This is a genomic window from Saccharopolyspora indica, from assembly GCF_027853965.1.
GTDB lineage: Bacteria > Actinomycetota > Actinomycetes > Mycobacteriales > Pseudonocardiaceae > Saccharopolyspora > Saccharopolyspora indica.
The window spans coordinates 169,233-187,727 of sequence record NZ_JAQGLB010000009.1; the positions used below are offsets into that span (position 1 = coordinate 169,233).

The 18,495-nt window shown below is 70.9% G+C and carries 18 protein-coding genes and 1 riboswitch; of the genes, 16 read left to right on the forward strand and 2 right to left on the reverse strand.

The window, feature by feature from the left end; genetic code table 11:
• The first annotated feature begins 1 nt into the window (after position 1).
• The 4 genes from OU416_RS20930 to nadD all read left to right on the forward strand — a co-directional run bounded on the left by OU416_RS20930 (position 2) and on the right by nadD (position 3,132).
• Positions 2-586, forward strand: a complete 585-nt coding sequence (locus OU416_RS20930) for a TetR/AcrR family transcriptional regulator (RefSeq protein WP_270928687.1) — start codon at positions 2-4, stop codon at positions 584-586.
• Between the two features lie 81 nt (positions 587-667).
• Positions 668-1,873, forward strand: coding sequence for a cytochrome P450 (locus tag OU416_RS20935; protein WP_270928688.1), 1,206 nt, complete (start codon positions 668-670; stop codon positions 1,871-1,873).
• Between the two features lie 84 nt (positions 1,874-1,957).
• Positions 1,958-2,179, forward strand: coding sequence for a ferredoxin (locus tag OU416_RS20940; protein ID WP_270928689.1), 222 nt, complete (start codon positions 1,958-1,960; stop codon positions 2,177-2,179).
• Positions 2,180-2,523: 344 nt separating this feature from the next.
• Positions 2,524-3,132 (forward strand): nicotinate-nucleotide adenylyltransferase, encoded by a 609-nt coding sequence (gene nadD / locus OU416_RS20945; protein ID WP_270928690.1) that lies wholly within the window; start codon positions 2,524-2,526, stop codon positions 3,130-3,132.
• On the opposite strand, the gene OU416_RS20950 is transcribed toward nadD, so the two are convergent.
• Complete coding sequence (locus OU416_RS20950; protein WP_270928691.1) at positions 3,110-3,988, reverse strand: MBL fold metallo-hydrolase; 879 nt, start codon at positions 3,986-3,988, stop codon at positions 3,110-3,112. The two genes, nadD and OU416_RS20950, sit on opposite strands and share 23 nt — an antisense overlap.
• A gap of 82 nt (positions 3,989-4,070) precedes the next feature.
• Here OU416_RS20950 and OU416_RS20955 point away from each other — a divergent pair, with 82 nt between their 5' ends.
• From OU416_RS20955 to OU416_RS21005, 11 genes are all read left to right on the forward strand, one after another.
• The gene (locus tag OU416_RS20955) at positions 4,071-4,451 is read left to right on the forward strand and encodes a winged helix-turn-helix transcriptional regulator (protein WP_270928692.1); all 381 of its coding nucleotides are present in this window, start codon (positions 4,071-4,073) and stop codon (positions 4,449-4,451) included.
• A gap of 66 nt (positions 4,452-4,517) precedes the next feature.
• Entirely contained in the window at positions 4,518-5,180 is a 663-nt protein-coding gene (locus OU416_RS20960) for a YdcF family protein (protein WP_270928693.1), read from the forward strand.
• 54 nt (positions 5,181-5,234) lie between these two features.
• Positions 5,235-5,408: a DUF1737 domain-containing protein gene (locus tag OU416_RS20965; RefSeq protein WP_270928694.1), complete on the forward strand. Its 174-nt coding sequence runs from the start codon at positions 5,235-5,237 to the stop codon at positions 5,406-5,408.
• 215 nt (positions 5,409-5,623) lie between these two features.
• The gene (gene rsfS, locus OU416_RS20970; RefSeq protein ID WP_270928695.1) at positions 5,624-6,013 is read left to right on the forward strand and encodes a ribosome silencing factor; all 390 of its coding nucleotides are present in this window, start codon (positions 5,624-5,626) and stop codon (positions 6,011-6,013) included.
• Positions 6,010-6,624, forward strand: a complete 615-nt coding sequence (locus tag OU416_RS20975) for a histidine phosphatase family protein (protein WP_270928696.1) — start codon at positions 6,010-6,012, stop codon at positions 6,622-6,624. The genes rsfS and OU416_RS20975 overlap by 4 nt, the downstream gene beginning before the upstream one ends.
• A gap of 78 nt (positions 6,625-6,702) precedes the next feature.
• Positions 6,703-7,098 carry an SdpI family protein gene (locus OU416_RS20980; protein WP_270928697.1) on the forward strand — a complete coding sequence of 132 codons (396 nt, stop codon included), beginning with the start codon at positions 6,703-6,705 and terminating at the stop codon, positions 7,096-7,098.
• 54 nt (positions 7,099-7,152) lie between these two features.
• Positions 7,153-8,013 (forward strand): DegV family protein, encoded by an 861-nt coding sequence (locus OU416_RS20985; RefSeq protein WP_270928698.1) that lies wholly within the window; start codon positions 7,153-7,155, stop codon positions 8,011-8,013.
• 301 nt (positions 8,014-8,314) lie between these two features.
• Positions 8,315-8,821 (forward strand): hypothetical protein, encoded by a 507-nt coding sequence (locus OU416_RS20990; protein ID WP_270928699.1) that lies wholly within the window; start codon positions 8,315-8,317, stop codon positions 8,819-8,821.
• A gap of 5 nt (positions 8,822-8,826) precedes the next feature.
• A complete protein-coding gene (locus OU416_RS20995; protein ID WP_270928836.1) occupies positions 8,827-12,528 on the forward strand; it encodes an NACHT and WD repeat domain-containing protein in 3,702 nt (1,233 codons plus the stop codon).
• A gap of 263 nt (positions 12,529-12,791) precedes the next feature.
• Positions 12,792-13,574 (forward strand): ComEA family DNA-binding protein, encoded by a 783-nt coding sequence (locus tag OU416_RS21000; protein WP_270928700.1) that lies wholly within the window; start codon positions 12,792-12,794, stop codon positions 13,572-13,574.
• Positions 13,571-15,922, forward strand: a complete 2,352-nt coding sequence (locus tag OU416_RS21005; RefSeq protein WP_270928701.1) for a DNA internalization-related competence protein ComEC/Rec2 — start codon at positions 13,571-13,573, stop codon at positions 15,920-15,922. Before OU416_RS21000 ends, OU416_RS21005 begins: the two co-directional genes overlap by 4 nt.
• Before the next feature lie 64 nt (positions 15,923-15,986).
• Here the strand turns inward: OU416_RS21005 and thrC are convergent, their stop codons facing one another.
• Positions 15,987-17,243, reverse strand: coding sequence for a threonine synthase (thrC, locus tag OU416_RS21010; RefSeq protein WP_270928702.1), 1,257 nt, complete (start codon positions 17,241-17,243; stop codon positions 15,987-15,989).
• Between the two features lie 12 nt (positions 17,244-17,255).
• Positions 17,256-17,389, reverse strand: a riboswitch (SAM riboswitch).
• Between the two features lie 96 nt (positions 17,390-17,485).
• Here thrC and holA point away from each other — a divergent pair.
• Positions 17,486-18,472: a DNA polymerase III subunit delta gene (gene holA / locus OU416_RS21015; RefSeq protein ID WP_270928703.1), complete on the forward strand. Its 987-nt coding sequence runs from the start codon at positions 17,486-17,488 to the stop codon at positions 18,470-18,472.
• Positions 18,473-18,495: the final 23 nt, after the last annotated feature.

Below are 18,495 nucleotides of genomic sequence, written 5' to 3' on the forward strand. Positions count from 1 at the left end.
GGTGACTCAGCCGCCGCGCCGCAAGCGGGATTCGGCGGCCACCAAGCAAGCGCTGTTGCAAGCCGCGTCGGAGCTGTTCGCCGAGCGCGGCTTCAACGCGACCACGGTGCGCGACGTGGCGGCGCGGGCGGAGGTCAACCAGGCGCTGCTGTTCCGGTACTTCGGCTCCAAGCAGGAGCTGTTCGCGGCGGTGCTCGGCCACAAGAGCGCGCAGTTGCTCGACGCGCAGCCGCCCGAGGGGTTGCCGCGGCGGATGCTCGACAGCCTGCTGGCCGCCGACGGGCTCAGCGGTGACGAGCATCCGATCGCCGCGATGCTGCGCTCCTACAGCGATGAGCGCGCCGCGCAGGTGCTGCGCGAGGAGCTGGGCGCCCGGTACACCGCGGGGCTGGCGGAGCTGACCGATGCCGAGGACGCCGAGCTGCGCGCGGATCTCGTCCTGGCGTGGTTGTTCGGGCTCGGCATGGTGCGCTCGGTGCTGGGCAAGAACCCGCTGGCGCAAGCGGATCCGGACGTGGTGGCGCGCTACGTCACACACGGGATTTCCGTTCTGCTGGAACGAACGGATCTTCCGGACGAAAGGTGAGCGGCGGATGCGGGTAACCAGGTGGCTCCGTACGGTGAAGATGTAAGCAATCGCTTACAACGAGTCCACCGGGAGCTGTGCATGACCACCACGGGTCCGCGGACCTATCCGTTCAGCCAGGCCGAAGAACTGAACCTGGATCCCATCTACGCCGAACTGCGCAAGCAGGAACCGCTGAGCCGCATCCAGCTCCCCTACGGGGAGACCGCGTGGCTGGCGACCCGCTACGAGGACGCCAAGATCGTCCTGGGCGATCCGCGGTTCAGCAGAGCTGCGGTGCTGCACCGCGACGAACCGAGGATGCGGCCCAACACCTCCAGCGGCGGACTGCTGACCATGGATCCGCCCGAGCACACGCGCCTGCGCAAGCTCGCCGCGAAGGCCTTCACCGCGCGCCGGGTGGAGCGGATGCGCACGCACGTCGAGGAGATCGCCGACGGCTTGATCGACGGGATGCTGGAGCGCGGTGCCCCGGCCGATCTCGTCGAGGACTTCGCGCTGCCGCTCCCGATCACCGTCATCTGCGAGATGCTCGGCGTGCCCTACGCCGACCGCGCGGACTTCCGGGTCTGGTCGGACGCGTTCCTGTCCACCACGAAGCTCACCGCCGAGCAGGTCACCGACTACATCGACCGGATGCTCGACTACATGGCCGGGCTGGTCGCCGAGCGTCGCGCGGAACCGGCCGACGACCTGCTCAGCGCGCTGATCGCGGCCCGCGACGAGCAGGACAGGCTGTCCGAGGCGGAACTGGTCCGGCTGGCGGCCGGGATCCTGGTGGCCGGGCACGAGACGACCGCCAGCCAGATCCCGAACTTCCTCTACGTGCTGCTCACGCATCCCGAGCAGCTGGCCGAGCTCCGCGCGAACCCCGGCCTGGTGCCGAGCGCGGTCGAGGAGCTGATGCGCTTCGTGCCGCTCGGCACCGGAGCGGGATTCCCCAGGTACGCCACCGAGGACGTGGAACTGGGCGGAGTGCTGGTGCGCGCGGGCGAACCGGTCATGGTCAGCACCGCCGCCGCCAACCGCGACGAGTCGGTGTTCAGCGACCCGGAGCTGCTCGACCTGACCCGCCAGGAGGCCTCGCACATCGGTTTCGGCCACGGCCCGCACCACTGCCTCGGTGCCCAGCTCGCGCGGATGGAGCTGCAGGTCGCCCTGAGCGCGCTGCTGGCGCGGCTGCCGGGCCTGCGCTTCGCGACGTCCGCCGAGGACGTCGAGTGGAAGCGCGGAATGCTGGTCCGCGGACCCCAGAAGATGCTGCTGGCGTGGCAAGGTGGCGAGTGATCCAACTCATGCCCGCGCTGTCGTTCTGCGGGGGCACGAGCTGCACCGATCAACGGTCAGGACGAGTACTGGAAGAGGTGGCAGATGAGCTGGTCGATCGAGATCGACGCGAACACCTGCATCGGCAGCGGCATGTGCGCCGGAGTGGCGCCGGACCAGTTCGAGCTGGTCGAGGGGTACGCCAGCGCGAAGCGGTCGCAGGTGGAGCCGGCCGACGAGGTGGTCGACGCGGCCGAGTCGTGCCCGGTCGAGGCGATCCTGGTCAAGGAGGTCGGGTCGGGCCGGGTGATCGCCCCGGAGGAGTGACGCAGGACACGTTCGAGGTCGCGTCATAGCCCCTCAGCTGCGCGGTCACACCCGTGCGCGCCTGAGAAACGGCAGCGCCCGCGACTCGAGGTGGGCCCCCAGCCGCCGAGGGTCGCGCAGGGCCGCGGGGCCCGGTCCAGGGGGGAGCTTGGGCCGGGTTCCGCGGTCGGCGGGGGCCGTGCGGCCCGGGTTGGGAGGGGAGTCCCAACCCGGACCACACGGTTGATGAGGGGCGTGCGGCCCGGCTCGGCGGGGGGCTGAGCCGGGCCGCGCGGTGCGATCCGCAACACTTCGCGATGCCCCACCGAGCGCTCCGCGGGGATCCTTTCCTAGGCTTGGCAGCTATGTCTCGTCGCCGGATCGGGGTCATGGGTGGCACCTTCGATCCCATTCATCACGGTCACCTGGTGGCCGCCAGCGAGGTGCAGGCCCAGTTCGGCCTGGAACAGGTGATCTTCGTGCCGACCGGCCAGCCGTGGCAGAAGAGCCACGAGGCGGTCAGCCCGGCCGAGGACCGCTACCTGATGACGGTCATCGCCACCGCGTCCAACCCGCGCTTCCTGGTCAGCCGGGTCGACGTCGACCGCGCGGGCCCGACCTACACCGCGGACACCCTCACCGATCTGCACGCCGAGTACCCGGACGCCGATCTGTACTTCATCACCGGCGCCGACGCGCTGGAGCAGATCCTGTCCTGGCACCGGGTGGAGGAGATGTTCCAGCTCGCGCACTTCATCGGTGTGACGCGGCCGGGCTACTCGCTCAACGGAGCGCACCTGCCCGCCGGAGCGGTGTCCCTGGTGGAGATCCCGGCGATGGCGATCTCCTCGACGGGCTGCCGCGACCGCGTCCGCGCCGGGCTGCCGGTCTGGTACCTGGTCCCGGACGGGATCGTCCAGTACATCTCCAAGCGCGGCCTCTACCGCGAACTCACCCCGGAGTGGGGTCCGTAGCACCGGTCTCCGAGGCGGTGAGGCGGGCGAACTCCCACGGATCGTGCGCGCTGAAGGCGGTGACCTCGTCCGCGTGGTCGCGGTGGAGGGCGCGCAGCCGGTCGAGAGTGGCGATGCGCGCCGAAGCTTCGGTCTGCGCTCCCTGCTGGATCGGGTCGAGGACGGGATGGGCGAGAGGCGGAGTGCGCTCGATCTCGCCGTGATGCATGTACGCGTCGCCCGCGTGCAGCAGCCACCGCCCGTCGTCGGCTCGGACGGCGACGCCCGCGTGTCCCGCCGAGTGCCCGGGCAGCGGCACCACCAGCAGCTCGCACGAGAGCCCCTGCGGGCGCGCCGCACCGGGGAAGCCGAACCATTCCGCAGGCTGGTCCGCGGAAGCGGGGGTGAGCAGCGGGGCGTGTGCCCGGTGGGCGGGCATGAAGCGGTCGAGGCTGGTCTGGTGGTGCGCTGCCGCGGAATCCGTGACGGCCCGGTATTCGTCGGGGTGCAGGTGCACAGTTGCGTGCGGGAAGTCCGGCAGTCCTCCGGTGTGGTCGCGATGCAGGTGGGTGAGCACGATGTGCCGCACGTCCTGCGGCGCGTACCCGAGGCGGACGACCTGGCGCAGCGCGGTCTCCTCGGGATCCAGCGCGGGCCGGGCGTAGGCCACCCAGTCCGCCCCCAGCGACCGGTCGGGGTGCTGGAGATCGGCGGTGCCGAGGCCGGAATCGACCAGCACCAGCCCGTCCGCGTCGGTCTCGATGAGCAGGCAGTGGCACACAGCGGCCAGTTCGCGGTGCACAACGCCTTCCGCGAGCTCTTCGCCGAGCGGCGGAATCTTCCGGAGCGAACCGCAGTTGAGGTGGTGGATGCGCACGATGTCCCCTGGAGGCTCGTGGGTGGGCTGTTCCGGACGGACGTTAGGAGGGGCTTTCGTGACTCACCAAACGGTTGGACACGTGCGGACGGCGGATCGGGACGGCCCGTTGGCGGACTGCCCGGAGAGCGCCCTCGTTCCGCCGGGCGACGGGCCGCGGTGTCCGGTCGACATCACCCTCGCCGCGCTGGGCGGCCGGTGGACGCCGCTGGTGATCCGCGAGTTCCTGCGCCGTGGTCAGGCCACGTACTCCGAGCTGTCCGCTGCCCTGCCCACCCTCTCGGACAAGGTCCTCTCGGAGCGGTTGACCCAGCTGACCAGCGCGGGCGTCATCTCGCGCCACCGCACTCCCGGCTGGCCTCCCCGGGTCCGCTACGTGCTCACCGGCCAAGGCCGGGCGCTGGAGTCGGTGGTGCGCAGCATGTGGGAGTGGGGCGCGGCGTGGCGGGACGACCTCAGCTGATCACCCGACCGTCGTGGTCCACTTCATCTCGAAGCCGGTTCCCGCAGTGCCTTTCGGGAGGTCGTGATGGACGAAGTGCCGCCGCAGCTCCGCGCGGACGTGGAGCTGCTGTGGGACTACCACTTCATGCCGCACGAGCTCCGCGCCTGCGACGTGGCGATCGGGCTGGGCGGGCACGATCTCGGCGTGGCCGACCACGTCGTCGACCTGCACCGGGCCGGGTTCTTCCCGCTGGCGGTGTTCACCGGGGCGAACGCCGCGACGACCGTCGAGCGGTTCCCGCGCGGCGAGGCCGTGCACTACCGCGAGCACGCGCTCGACCGCGGGATGCCGGACTCGGCGATCCTGGTGGAGCCCCGCGCGACCAACACGGCGGAGAACATCCGGTTCAGCCGCGCGCTGCTCGCCGAGTCCGGTGTCCGGGCCGGCTCCGCGCTGCTGGTGTCGCGGCCCTACCAGCAGCGCCGCGCCTTCGCCACGGCCAGGAAGATCTGGCCGGAGATCGAGATCGTCTGCAGCGCGCAGCGGTTGCCGCTGGAGGACTACGTCCGGTCGATCGGCGACGTCGACCGCGTCATCACCATGCTCGTCGGCGACACCCAGCGGATCACCGCCTACGCAGAGCGCGGTTTCGCCATCCCGCAGGAGGTCCCGGCCGAGGTCGACGCGGCCTTCCACCGCCTGGTCGAGGCGGGCTACACGAGTCGGCTCGTCGCCGAGCGGCGGTGACCCGGCACGTCGGACGACTCCGGTTCGTCGGTGGCGGGCCTTACCCTCGTCGTCGTGGAAAGACTGCGCTACCGCCTCATCACCGGCCCTGACAACGCCGAGTTCTGCCGCCGGATCAGCGCGCTGCTCGAGGAGGGCTACGTGCTCCACGGCCCGCCGACGCTGACGTGCGACGGCGACGGCGTGATCGCTGGGCAGGCCGTGATCCTGCCCGCCGAACAGGACTGATCTCCGGCCGCGGCGAACTCCCGTGGCGTTCGCCTCAGTTCGGACGGGTTCGCGGCCGGTGCTCGGGACCGCAGGTCGGAGACGATCGCGAGTACCGGGCACAACGGACGATGCGGCCGGTGGTCGCGCCAGGTGGTCCGTCCTGGCGCGCTGCGGGCTGGCCTATCCTCTAACCGGTGTGGGTCGCACACCGGGCCCACCTCGAGAGGAGTGACGTGGCAGCCACCGAGAACGCTCGCCGACTGGCTCTGATCGCGGCGCAGGCCGCGGCGGACAAGAAGGCCACCGACGTGGTCCTGCTGGATGTCTCCGAGCAGCTGGTCATCACCGACTGCTTCCTGATCGCTTCGGCGTCCAACGAACGACTCGTCTCGGCGATCGTCGACGAGATCGAGGAGAAGGTCCGCGAGGCGGGCACCAAGCCGGTGCGCCGGGAGGGCGCGCGCGAGGGGCGCTGGGTCCTGCTGGACTTCGTCGACCTGGTGGTGCACGTCCAGCACGCCGACGAGCGCGCCTTCTACCAGCTGGAGAAGCTGTGGAAGGACTGCCCGCGGATCGAGTTCGAGGACAAGAACGCGCCCGACGCGCCGGAGGACGAGGCGTGAGCCTCGACCGGTTAGTGCTGTGGCGGCACGGGGAGACCGACTACAACGCGTCCGGACGCCTGCAAGGGCACCTGGACAGCGCGCTCACCGAGACCGGTCGGCAGCAGGCCCGCCGCGCGGCGCCGCTGATCGCCCGCTTCGCGCCGGACACCGCGGTCAGCTCGGACCTGAACCGGGCGCGCACCACCGCTGAAGCGTTCGTCGAGGTCAGCGGGGCGTCGGTGCGGTTGGACAAGCGCCTGCGCGAGACGCACCTGGGCGAGTGGCAGGGCCTCAGCGGAGCTGAGGTCGAGCACGGCTGGCCCGGAGCGCTGGAGACCTGGCGGTCGAGCCCGACCTGGGCGCCACCGGGCGGGGAGACCCGCGTCGAGGTGGCCGAGCGCGCCGCGGAGGTGGTCGAGGAGCTCGACCACCAGCACCGGGGCACCGCGCTGCTGTGCGCGCACGGCGGACTGATCACCGCGCTGACCGCGAAGCTGGTCGGGCTCCCGCTGGAGCTGTGGCCCGGTCTGGGCGGCATCGGCAACTGCCACTGGGTGCTGCTCAAGCGGCGCAGCGACACCCACTGGCGCTTGATGGCCTACAACGCCGGGGTTCCTGCCGAGAACTGACTGGTGACCATCCTCGACGAGCGCCCGTTCCGCCTGGTTTCATGTGATCGCGGTTCGGAGCGGAGGGGGTTGTCGTCGGTGGAGGCTGCGGGAAGTTCGCTCGTCTTCGCGCTGAGCCTGCTCTTCGTGTCCGGTGTCGTGCAGTCGATCCAGCGGTCCGTCGCGAGCGGGCAGCTGCACCGCAACGGCATGCTCGGCATCAGGACGAAGGTCACGATGTCCTCCGAGGAGGCGTGGCTGGCCGGGCACCTGGCGGCGTTGCCCTGGACGCGGGCCGGAGCGCGGGTCGGCTACGCCGGCGCAGCGGTGACCGCCGTCATCGCGACCGGGCAGCTGGTGGCGGGCACCGGAACGCCGTTCCTGCTGCTGGTGCCGGGTGTTGCCCTGGCCGCCCTGGTCGTCCTCCTGCTGATCGGAACCGGCAAGGCCAACGCGGCTGGGCGGGCCGCGAACGTCAGCCGGAGCGAGGGCTGAGCACGCTGGGCGAGCGCTGATCGGACCCCGTGCACGACGTCGTAGGGTTGCGGGGTGCCCATTGCAGTCGTCACCGATTCGACGGCGTACTTGCCGGCGGGATACGCCGAGCGGTACGCGGTGCGGACCGTTCCCCTGCACGTCAGCGTGGACGGGGCGGTGGCGGTCGGTGAGCCGGACTTCGGTCCGGACGACCTGGCGCGGGCCTTCGCCCGCAAGCACCGCGTGACCACCGCGGGCGCGACACCGCAGGAGCTGGCGCGCGCCTTCCGGGCGGCGCTCGACGGCGGCGCCGACGGGGTGGTGGCGGTGCACCTGTCCCGGCAGCTGTCGGGCACGTGGGACGCGGCCCGGCTGGCCGCCCGCGAGGTCGACCCGCACCGGGTGCGGGTCGTCGACTCGCGGTCCGCGGCGATGGGGCTGGGGTTCTCGGTGCTGGCCGCTGCCGAGGCGGCGAATTCGGGCGCTGACCTGGACGAGGTGGTGCGCACCGCGACGGCCACCGCGGAGCGCACCACGACCCTGTTCTCCGTGCAGACGCTGGAGTACCTGCGGCGCGGTGGCCGGATCGGCACCGCCGCCGCGGTGCTGGGCACCGCGTTGGCGATCAAGCCGCTGCTGCACGTCCACGACGGGCGGATCGACGCGCTGGAGAAGGTGCGGACCACCACGCGGGCGATGTCCCGGCTGCTGGAGATCTCCTCGTCCGCGGCGGGTTCCGGGCCGGCGGCCATCGCGGTCCACCACCTGGCGGCCCCGGATCGGGCCGAGCAGCTCGCGAGCCGGATCCGCGCCGATCTCGGCGCCGCCGCCGACTGCGTGGTGTCGGAGGTGGGCGCGGTGATCGGGGCGCACATCGGGCCCGGTGCGGTGGGCGTCGTGGTTCTCCCGAACGGGTGGCGTTCGGGAGCTTGAAAATCTTTCGGTGGGCGGATTCCACACCGTCGTGCTGAATTCATGTCCACAGTAGACTGTTGAGTGGTGATGGGTCGCGCCGTGCTCGTCGGCTGATCCACCTTCGTCGGTATCTTTCGAGCGCGGGCGTTCCGCGCTGCCGCCGAACCCGGAGCGTCGCGCTCGATCACCTCGGGGGTAGCGATCCGGCGAGGCCTTTTATGATCGCGGTCACATTCCTGATTCCCTTGGATGAGGGAGACTCGGCCTCGCGTGTTCGCCGAAAATCCGCTCATCTCTACGGCATGAACGGAGTCGACCCTTGTCCGGAACGCCCGACCTGGCCTTGATGCCGGAGCGCAGCGCGCTTCGCGTGGTCGCCCGAAACCAGTTCGCACCGCTGCTGATCGCGAACAAGGAGTTCACCGAGCATTCGTGGGTCCGGGTCACCGGAGTCCACCCGAGTCAGCTCAGCGGTATCCCGCTCACCGGCGAACCGGACGTGGTGCCCCTGGGCGAGTCCTCCCGCACGCCGGACAGCGCTTCCGGCGAGCGCTCGGTCAGCAGCGGACCGGTCGCCGGAACCGGCCTCAACGTCGGCAACTACATCGGCGGGAGCAACTCCGCAGTTCAGGCCGGCACGGTCCACGGGAACATCGACCAGAGCGAGCGACACCGGTTCGACGTGGACGCCGAAGGAGTTCAGATCGGCGACGGCAGCACCCAGCACATCGACCGTCGGCGGGAGAACGCGGTCATGCGCGCGAAGGCCTCCGATCAAGGCAGGGTGTACCAGGCGATGCGAGACCAGCACATCACCGAGCGGTGACCGGAATGCAGTCCGACCGGAATCAGGTTCACCAGGAAGCGACGGCCTCCGGTGAGGCCCGGATCTACCAAGCGGCCGGAAGTCAGTACTTCGAGCACCACGAGCACTACGAGCACGGTGTCCGCCGCGCGGAACCGGCAACGGCGGCGGAAACGTGTCCCTATCCCACGGACATGGCGGCGTTTCGCGCTGAGGACGCCGAGTGGTTCTTCGGGCGGGACCGGCTGACCGCACAACTCGTGGAACGTGTGGACCACCGGGTGCGCGCCGGTGGCGGCCCGCTGATCGTGGTCGCGCCCTCGGGTGCCGGGAAGTCCTCACTGCTGCAGGCCGGTCTGATTCCCAAGCTGATCCAGGGCGCTCTGCCGGGCTCGCAGCACTGGCCGGGGCTGCTGCTGACCCCGACCGCCCGACCGGTGACGGCGCTGGCCAGCCAGATTGCGGCCTTGACGGACGCTGATCCCGACGAGGTGGCCGAGCAGATCGAGCAAGCCCCGGAACAGTGCGCCGAAAGCGTGCGTGCGCTGCTTCGAGCCCGGACGAAGCAGAACGGCACCGGGAAACTGCGCCTGGTGGTCATCGTGGACCAGCTCGAAGAACTGTTCACGATGTGCGGCGAACAGCGGCAGCGGCACGACTTCCTGGACCTGATCGCACACCTGACGCGCAACGGTGCGAACGGCGAAGAACCGGTGGCCGTGGCCGTGTACGGCCTGCGCTCGGACTTCTACACGCACTGCACGGACTTCCCCGACCTCCGCGCAGCCCTGCAGGACGGCCAGCTGGTGCTCGGCCCGATGTCGCCGGAGGAACTTCGCGCGGCGATCCTGAACCCGGCCGAGCGGGCCGGGTTGCGAGTCGACGCGGGGCTGGTCGACGTGCTGCTGCGCGATCTCGGCGCGACCGCGGGTGAAGGCTATGAGATCGGCCGCCTTCCGCTGCTGGCGCACGCGTTGCGAGCCACCTGGCTGGCGCGGCACGGCACCGCGTTGACCGTGGACGGCTACCGGCAGACCGGCGGTATCCGGGATGCCGTGTCCACCACCGCCGAACGTGCTTTCGCGGGGTTGAACCCCGCGCAGCAGCGCGCCACCCGGATGTTGTTCCTCCGGTTGGTCAAGATCGGCGACGGCACCGAAGACACCCGACGGCGCATACCCCATGCGGACCTGCGCAGCGGCGGCACCGATCCCGAGACGGTGCAGACCGTGCTGGACGTGTTCACCCGTGACCGGCTGCTCACCCAGGGGCGGAACACTGTCGAGATCACCCACGAAGTCCTGCTGCGGGCGTGGCCGCGCCTGCGGGACTGGATCGACGAGGACCGTGCGGGCAACCTGGTCCGCCAGCAGCTCGACGAAGCCGCCACGGCATGGCGCAACGAAGACCGCGACGCCGATGCGCTGTACCGCGGAACCCGCCTGAAGACGGCCCGGGAGCAGTCCCGGACCGGGCGGGGACACGATGACCTCAGCCCAGGAGCCCGCGAATTCCTCGACGCGTCCATTCGGCACGAACGCCGTGGCGGCCGACGCCGCCGGCGGCAGCTGACGGCGGTGTCCGTGCTGACCGTGCTCGCGCTGATCGCCTCCGTCGTCGCCGTCCTCGGCCAGAGGGCCGCCAGCGAACGTGACGTCGCCGCGGCCGGGCAGCTGGTCAGCGAAAGCCTGAACCCGTCCACGGAGCCGATGCTCTCGAAGCTGGAGAGCCTCGCGGCGTGGGAAATCAACCCGTCGTCCGATGAAGTCCGCTACGCCATCAAGGTCGCCGCTGCCAATCCCGAGTACTCGCTACCAGCTCTGAGTGACCTCGCCGGCCAGGTCGGTTCGGTGGCGTACAGCCCGGACGGAATGACCATTGCCGCCGTCGTCGACGGGAGTGCGTATCTGTGGGATGTCGCCACCGGCCGCCAGGTCGGTCCCGCCTTGGGCACCTCCGTCGGTTCGGTGGCCTTCAACCTGGACGGGACGATTCTCGCCACCGGCTCCGCTGGCCGGGGCGCGCAGTTGTGGGATGTTACGACCGGCCACCAGATCGGTCCCGTCTTGGACAGCGACAGCCAGGTGTATTCGGTGGCCTTCAGCCGGGACGGCAAGCTTCTTGCCACCGGTGCCGCCAACAACTCTTCCGGGGCGCGATTGTGGGATGTCGGGACCGGTCGGCAGATCGGCCCCACCTTCGACAGCGACAGCCAGGTGTATTCGGCGGTGTTCAGCCCGGACGGCAAGACCCTCGCGACCGGCACCCAAGGTGCGGGTGCCCGGTTGTGGGATGTCGGGACCGGTCAGCAGATCGGCCCCCAGCTCGGCGACACCACCGTCGAGTCGGTGGCGTTCAGCCGTGGGGGCGAAACCCTCGTCACGGCCACCGGCGATGGCGCGCAGCTGTGGGACCGCGCCACTGGCCAGCAGATCGGCCCCACCCTCAGCAGCGCAGGCAACGTTGAAGAGGTGGCGTTCAGCCCCGATGGCACAACCGTCGTCACCGCCACTGCTACCGCCGTCAGGACGAGCTTCAACGCTCCCCCCAGCGGGGGAGGTGCGCAGCTGTGGGATGTTGCGACCGGACGCCAGATCGGCCCGACCTTGGACGACACCACCACCGTCTATTCGGCGGCTTTCAGCCCGGACGGCAGCACGCTCGTCACCGGCGTTGGTTCCGAAACCGGTGGCGGTGTGCGGTTGTGGAACCTCGCCGCCAGCCGGCAGATCGGCCCCACCCTCGACGGCAGCAGTTATGCCCGCTCGGTGGCGTTCAACCGGGACGGCACGGCTCTCGCCGCCGGCATGTTCCGCGGTGGTGCCCGGTCGTGGAATGTTGCGACCGGCAGCCAGGTTCGCTCTGTACTCGGCGACAGCACCGTCCTCTCGGTGGCTTTCAGCCCGGACGGCAACACGCTCGTCACCGGCGCTGATTCCGAAACCGGCGGCGGCGCGCGGTTGTGGAACCTCGCTACCGGCCAGCAGATCGGTCCCGTCCTCGGCGGTCCCAACACCGTCAGTTCGGTGGCGTTCAGCAAGGACGGCGACACCCTCGCCACCAGTCTCGGCGACGAAGGTGTGCGGCTGTGGGATGTTGCGACAGGTCGCCAGATCGGTCCCACCTTCGGCGAATCGGGCTCGATGGATGTGGACGCGGTGGCCCTCAGTCCCGATGGCAAGACCCTCGCCGCTGCCATGGGCTCGGCCATGGGTGTGCAGCTGTGGGATGTTGCGACCGGTCGCCCGGTCGGCGCTGCTCTCGGCAGTGCAACGGTGAACTCGGTGCAGTTCAGTCCGGACGGCGAGACTCTTGCCACCGGCCTCCTCCTCGGGGGTGCGCAGTTGTGGGATGTCGCGACGGGTCAACGGATCGGCCCCACCCTCGGAAGTGGTGGTCTTGTTTCGGTGGCGTTCAGCCCGGATGGCGAGACTCTCGCCGCTACCGCCGACGCCACCAACGGTGGCGGCGTGCAGTTGTGGGATGTTGCGACCGGTCGTCAGATCGGTCCTACCGTCGGCAACAGCGTTCTCGTTTCGGTGGCGTTCAGCCCGGATGGCAGAACCCTGGCCACCGCCGACCCCTACGTGGGCGCGCAGTTGTGGAACGTGGACTACCTGGTCGATTTCCAGCGGGTGGTGTGCGACGAGGTAGGTGGATTCCTGACGTCTGAGTTCTGGGAACGGCACGTGCCACCGGGGCCTGCCTATCGCAATGTCTGTGCGTGATCATCGGCGGCGCGGAAGGGCGGAGTGGCGAGTTCTCCGCTGTTGTGGCGAGCAGGCAGGGCCGCCGTGTACGCGGGGGTGAGCCGAAGCTGCGTGATCGAGGTGGTGGGCGTCGTGCATCTCCCGAACGGGTGGCGTTCGGGCGCTTGAAAATCTTTCGGTGGGCGGATTCCACACCATCGGGCTGAATTCATGTCCACAGTGGTCAGTTTGATGAAAAATTGAGCTGCACAACGTCTTTCGTCTGCTCTACCTTCGTCGCCATGTTCGACGTACAAGCATTCCGCGCAGCTGGTGAGCCCGACGAAGTCCTCGATCCGCGAAGCAGGTTGCAGACCCTGCGCCGGTCCGCTGCCCGCGACGACGCGGCGGACCGGGCCGGGCCCGATTATTCGGTGGGACCACCGGAACCGGTGCCGCGCACCCGCGTGCGCAGGCTCGCCGAGCGATGGCTGCCCGAGTCCCTGCTGCGGTCCAGAGTGGACCCCGGCCGGGCTGGTGTGCTCGCGATCGCCCTGGTGGCCGTCGTCGTGCTGCTCGGGGTGGCCGCGATGGCGTGGACATCGCGATCGGCCGCCGAACCGGCACCGCCGCCGGTCCTGCCACCGCCGCTGCCGGTGACCACCGCGGCCGAACCGGATCTCGTGATCAGCGTCGTCGGCCAGGTCGACCGCCCGGGTCTGGTCACGGTCGAACCCGGCAGCCGGGTCGCCGACGCGGTCGCCGCCGCCGGCGGTGCGCTGCCGGACACCGATCTGACCGGGCTCAACCTCGCCCGCCGCCTGACCGACGGCGAGCAGCTCTACGTCGCCGTGCCGGTCCCGCCGCAGGCCCAGGCGGGGCAGGCCGGTGACGGGAAGGTCGATCTGAACACCGCGACGGAGGAGGAACTCGATGAACTGCCAGGCGTCGGCGAGGTCACCGCCAAGCGGATCGTGCAGTGGCGGTCCGAGCACGGCCGGTTCGAGTCGGTGGAGCAGCTGCGGGAGGTGGGCGGGATCGGCAGTTCCCGCTTCGCCCGGCTGCGGGAGTTGGTGCGGGTGTGAGCACCGGATTCGACCTCCGGCTCGCGCCGACCGCGGCCGCGGTCTGGGCGGCGACGCTGGTCGGTCTGCTGGCCGGGTGGCTCGCGGCGGTGGTGGCGGCGGCCTTCGCGCTGCTGGTGGTGCCCCTGGTGTGGCGGGCTTCGCGGAGTCGGGCCTGGGCCAGGGCGACGCTGGTGGTCGTGCTGCTGGCGGGCGTCGCCGCAGCAGGCATGGCCGTCCGCGGCCAGCACGCCGAGCACCACCCGGTGCGCCAGGCCGCCCACCACGGCGAGCGGGTGACGGCACGGGTGACCTTGACCAGTGCGCCGATCCCGTTGCGCGGCCCGTCATTCGGAGCGCAGCGAGCGCAGGACCGCGCTCTGGTCCGGGCGGTGCTGGAGACGGCCGAGGTAGCGGGCAGGCACGTGCGGAGCGGTGGCGCAGTGGTGCTGCTGGTGCCGACCGAGCAGTGGCGCGACCTCATCGCCGGGCAGCGCGTGACGGTCCGCGGCAAGGCCGCACCACCGCGGTCGGGTGAGCTCACGATCGCCGCGCTGCAGGTGTTCGGGGCGCCCACCGACGTCGCTGCGCCACCGGGTTGGCAGCGGGCTGCGGCGGACCTGCGGGAGGGGCTGCGCCGAACGACGGCGGACGAGCTGAGCCCGGCCGCCGCCGGGCTGCTGCCCGGCCTGGTCGTCGGGGACACCAGCGCACTGCCGCCGGAAGTGGCGCAGGACTTCGAAACCGCAGGCCTCACGCATCTCATGGCTGTTTCGGGAGCCAACCTGGCGATCGTGTGCGGCACCGTGCTCCTGGTGCTGCACCTGATCGGCGCCGGACCGGTGCTGTCGGTGCTGGGCTCGGGTGCGGCGCTGATCGGCTTCGTGGTCCTGGCCGGTCCGGAGCCCAGCGTGCTGCGCGCGGCGGCGATGGGTGCGGTCACCCTGCTGGCGCTGGTGCTGGGCAGGCGGCGCTCGGCGCTGCCCGTCCTGTCGGCGAGCGTGATCGGTTTGCTGCTGCTGTTGCCGGAGCTGGCCACGAGCGCCGGGTTCGCCCTGTCCGTTGCGGCCACGGCCGGGCTGGTCGTGCTGGCGCCGGCGTGGACGGCCGCGCTGCGGGACCGCGGTGTTCCGATCGGCGTTGCCGAGGCCATCGCGGTTCCGCTGGCCGCGCACGTCGTCACGGCTCCGCTGGTCGCGGCGCTGTCCGGGACGGTCAGCCTGGTCGCGGTACCGGCGAACCTGCTGGCCGGTCCGGTCGTCGCACCGGCGACCGTGTTCGGAGTGCTCGCGACGGTGGTCGCGCCGCTCTCCGGGTGGCTGGCAGGGGCGTTCTGCTGGCTGGCCGCGCCAGAGCTGGAGTGGCTGGCGCTGGTGGCCGACTGCGCGGCTGCCGTCCCCGGCGGCTCGTTCGAGTGGTTGCCCGGCACCGCCGGTGGGCTGCTGCTGGCGCTCCCGGTCGTCGTCGGCCTGATCGTGTTGCGGCGCAAGCGGTTCCGTGTCCTGGCCGCGGTGGCCGTGCTGGTGGTGGTGCTCGTGCTGGTGCCGGTGCGCAGCGCCGTGTCCGGCTGGCCGGCGCCCGGCTGGAGCATGGTCGCCTGCGACGTCGGCCAGGGCGACGGGCTGGTGCTCTCCACCGGGCGGCCGGAAGAAGCCGTGGTGGTCGACACCGGCCCGGACCTCGAACGGTCCGCGGCGTGCCTGGAGCGGTTGGGAGTGCGCCGGATCCCGCTGGCGGTGCTGACGCACCTGCACGCCGATCACGTCAGCGGGCTCACCGGCCTGCTGGGCAGGTTCTCGGTCGGCGCGGTGGCGGTGGGGCCGCTGCGAGAACCGGCGTGGGCGATGCGGGAGGTGGTGCGAGACGCCCGGACGCACCGGGTTCCGGTCGTGCCGATGCAGGCCGGGCAGCGGGCGAGCTGGCCGGGCCTGGTGCTCGACGTGCTCGCCCCGGACCCGGAGCTGGCCCGGGCGCAAACGGCGGAGGACGCCAACGACGCATCGATCGTGCTGCTGGCCACCACACCGGCCGGGCGATTGCTGCTCACCGGCGACATCGAGCTGCCCGCCCAGGGCGGGCTCGTGGCCTCCGGGCTGGACCTGCGAGCCGATGTGCTCAAGGTCCCGCACCACGGATCTCGGTACACCACACCGAGATTCCTGAACGCGGTCCGCCCGAGGACGGCGTTGATCAGCGTCGGCGACGGGAACAGCTACGGACACCCGAGCCCGTTCGTGGTGGACGTGCTCACCCGCGCGGGCGCGGAAGTGCTGCGCACCGATCAGGAAGGAGATATCGCGATCCTGCCGGGCCCGAACGGTCCCCGGCACGTCTCACGAGGAGATCCGCTGCGCGCGGTGGACCGCTGAGCCATGTCCGTTGTGGACGGTGCGCGGCGCCGTCTCGGTGGCGCCGCGCACCGTCCAGCCGGAGTTACAGGCCGAGGGCCTGGTTGACGGCCTCGGTCGTCGGCGCCACGGTGGCCTTCGGGCCGATCTGGTCCTGGACCGCGTCCAGGGTCTTCAGCCCGTCACCGGTGATCAGCAGGACGGTCTCGGCATCCGGGTCGATCTGGCCGGCCTCGATGAGCTTCTTCGCGGTGGCCACGGTGACCCCACCGGCGGTCTCGGCGAAGATGCCCTCGGTGCGGGCCAGCAACCGGATACCGGCGCGCACCTCGTCGTCGGTGACGTCCTCGATGGCGCCGTTCGTCTTGCGCACGATGTCCAGGACGTACGGGCCGTCGGCGGGCGCGCCGATGGCCAGCGAGCGTGCGATGGTGTCCGGACGCACCGGCTGCACCACGTCGTGCCCGCCCTTGTACGCGGTGGACACCGGGGAGCAGCCGGTGGCCTGCGCGCCGAAGATCCGCACCGGGCTCGGCTCCACCAGGCCGACCTGGCCGAGCTCGTTGAATCCCTTGTAGACCTTGGTCAGCTGCGAGCCGGAGGCGATCGGCACCACGATCTGCTCGGGGATGCGCCAGCCGAGCTGCTCGGCGACCTCGAAGGCCAGCGTCTTGGAGCCCTCGGAGTAGTAGGGGCGGACGTTGACGTTGACGAACGCCCAGTCCTCGTGCTCGCCGGCCAGCTCGGTGGCCAGGCGGTTGACGTCGTCGTAGTTGCCGTCGACGGCGAGCAGCGAGCCGTCGTAGACCGCGCTCATCAGGATCTTGGCGCGTTCCAGGGTCTTCGGCACCAGCACCACGGAATCCCAGCCGGCGCGGGCGGCGGCCGCGGCCACCGCGTTGGCCAGGTTCCCGGTCGACGGGCAGGCCAGCACCTTGAAGCCGAACTCGCGGGCGGCGGCCAGCGCGACGGCGACCACCCGGTCCTTGAACGAGTGCGTCGGGTTGCCGGTGTCGTCCTTGATCCAGATCCGCTTGACCCCCAACGCCTTCGCGAGGTTGTCGGCGCGGATCAAGCGCGTACAGCCGGGGTCGGTGTTCGGGTGCTCCTCGACGTTGGAGGGCACCGGGAGCAGCTGCTTGTAGCGCCAGATCGACCGGGGGCCGGCTTCGATGTCCTCGCGGCGGATCCGCGGGAAGTCGTAGGCCACTTCCAGCGGGGAGAAGTCTTCGAGGGAGACGAACTCGGGGGCCAGCGGCTGCCGGTGCCCCTCTTCCTTGGACACCAGTTCGACGGCGTTGCCCAGGTCGTAGGTCTTCTGGGCAGGGGCAGCAGCGGTCATCGCGAGGTCCTCTCCTCATCTGTCCCGCGGACGGGTCGGAATTGGCACCGCTTTCGCCGGAGACCTCGCGGAAGAAGACACGATTCGCCGGACGAACGGTTGCCGGGGCTTCATCGGGCCGTTCCCTCTGCCCCTCTGGATGAGCTATTCGGTTGTGCCCGCAACGCTAATGGATCGCGCGCGGTTCTGGCCAGGCCGATCCAGATGCCGGGAACGTCGCGGGTGCGTGGGACGATGCCTGCATGAGCTCACCGTCCGTGGTCACCGATCCGCTGCACCTGGTGCTCGGCGACGAGGAACTGCTGGTGGAACGCGCGCTGTGGGCGGCGGTCGGAGCGGCCCGCGCGGCGGACCCGGACGCCGAGCTGCGCCGGGTGAAGGTGAGCGAACTCACCCCACCGGAGCTGGCCGAGATGCTCAGCCCTTCGCTGTTCGCGGAGGGGCGGGTGCTGGCGGTGGAATCCGCGCAGGACGCGGGCAAGGAGATCGCCGAGGCCCTGCTGTCCCAGGCCAAGCAGCCGGTCGACGGCGTCACCCTCGTCGTCGTGCACACCGGCGGCGGGCGGTCGAAGTACGCGAAGGAACTGCCCAACGCGCTGCGCAAGCTCGGCGCGCGCGTCACGGAGTGCAACAAGATCACCAAGGCCGCCGAGCGGGAGGCGTTCGTCCGCGACGAGATCCGCCGTGCGGGCGGCAAGGCGGACGCGGCCGCGGTGGCCGCGCTGATCGAGACCGTCGGTTCGGACCTGCGCGAGCTCTCCGCGGCGGCGACCCAGCTGGTCGCCGACACCGGCGGGAAGGTCGACGAGACCGCGGTGCGCCGCTACCACCGGGGACGCGCCGAGGTCACCGGGTTCGCGGTCGCGGAGAAGGCCGTGACCGGCGACCGGGCCGCCGCGCTGGAGGCGCTGCGCTGGGCGGTGCAGCTCGGCGTCCCGCACGTGCTGATCGCCGATGCGCTGGCGGATTCGGTCCGGACCATCGGCCGGGTCGCCGCCGCGGGCGGCCGCAACGACCCGTTCCGCCTGGCCGGTGAGCTCGGCATGCCCGCGTGGAAGGTGAAGAAGGCGCTGGCGCAGTCCAGGGGCTGGACGCCCAAGACCCTCGCGGCCGCGCTCCAGGCGGTCGCCGAGGTCAACGCCGGGGTCAAGGGCATGGCCGCGGACGCCACCTACGCCCTGGAGCGCACCGTCCTGCGCCTGGTCGAGCTCCGCAACCAGCGCTCCTGAAAAGCAAACGGCCCCTTCCCGCC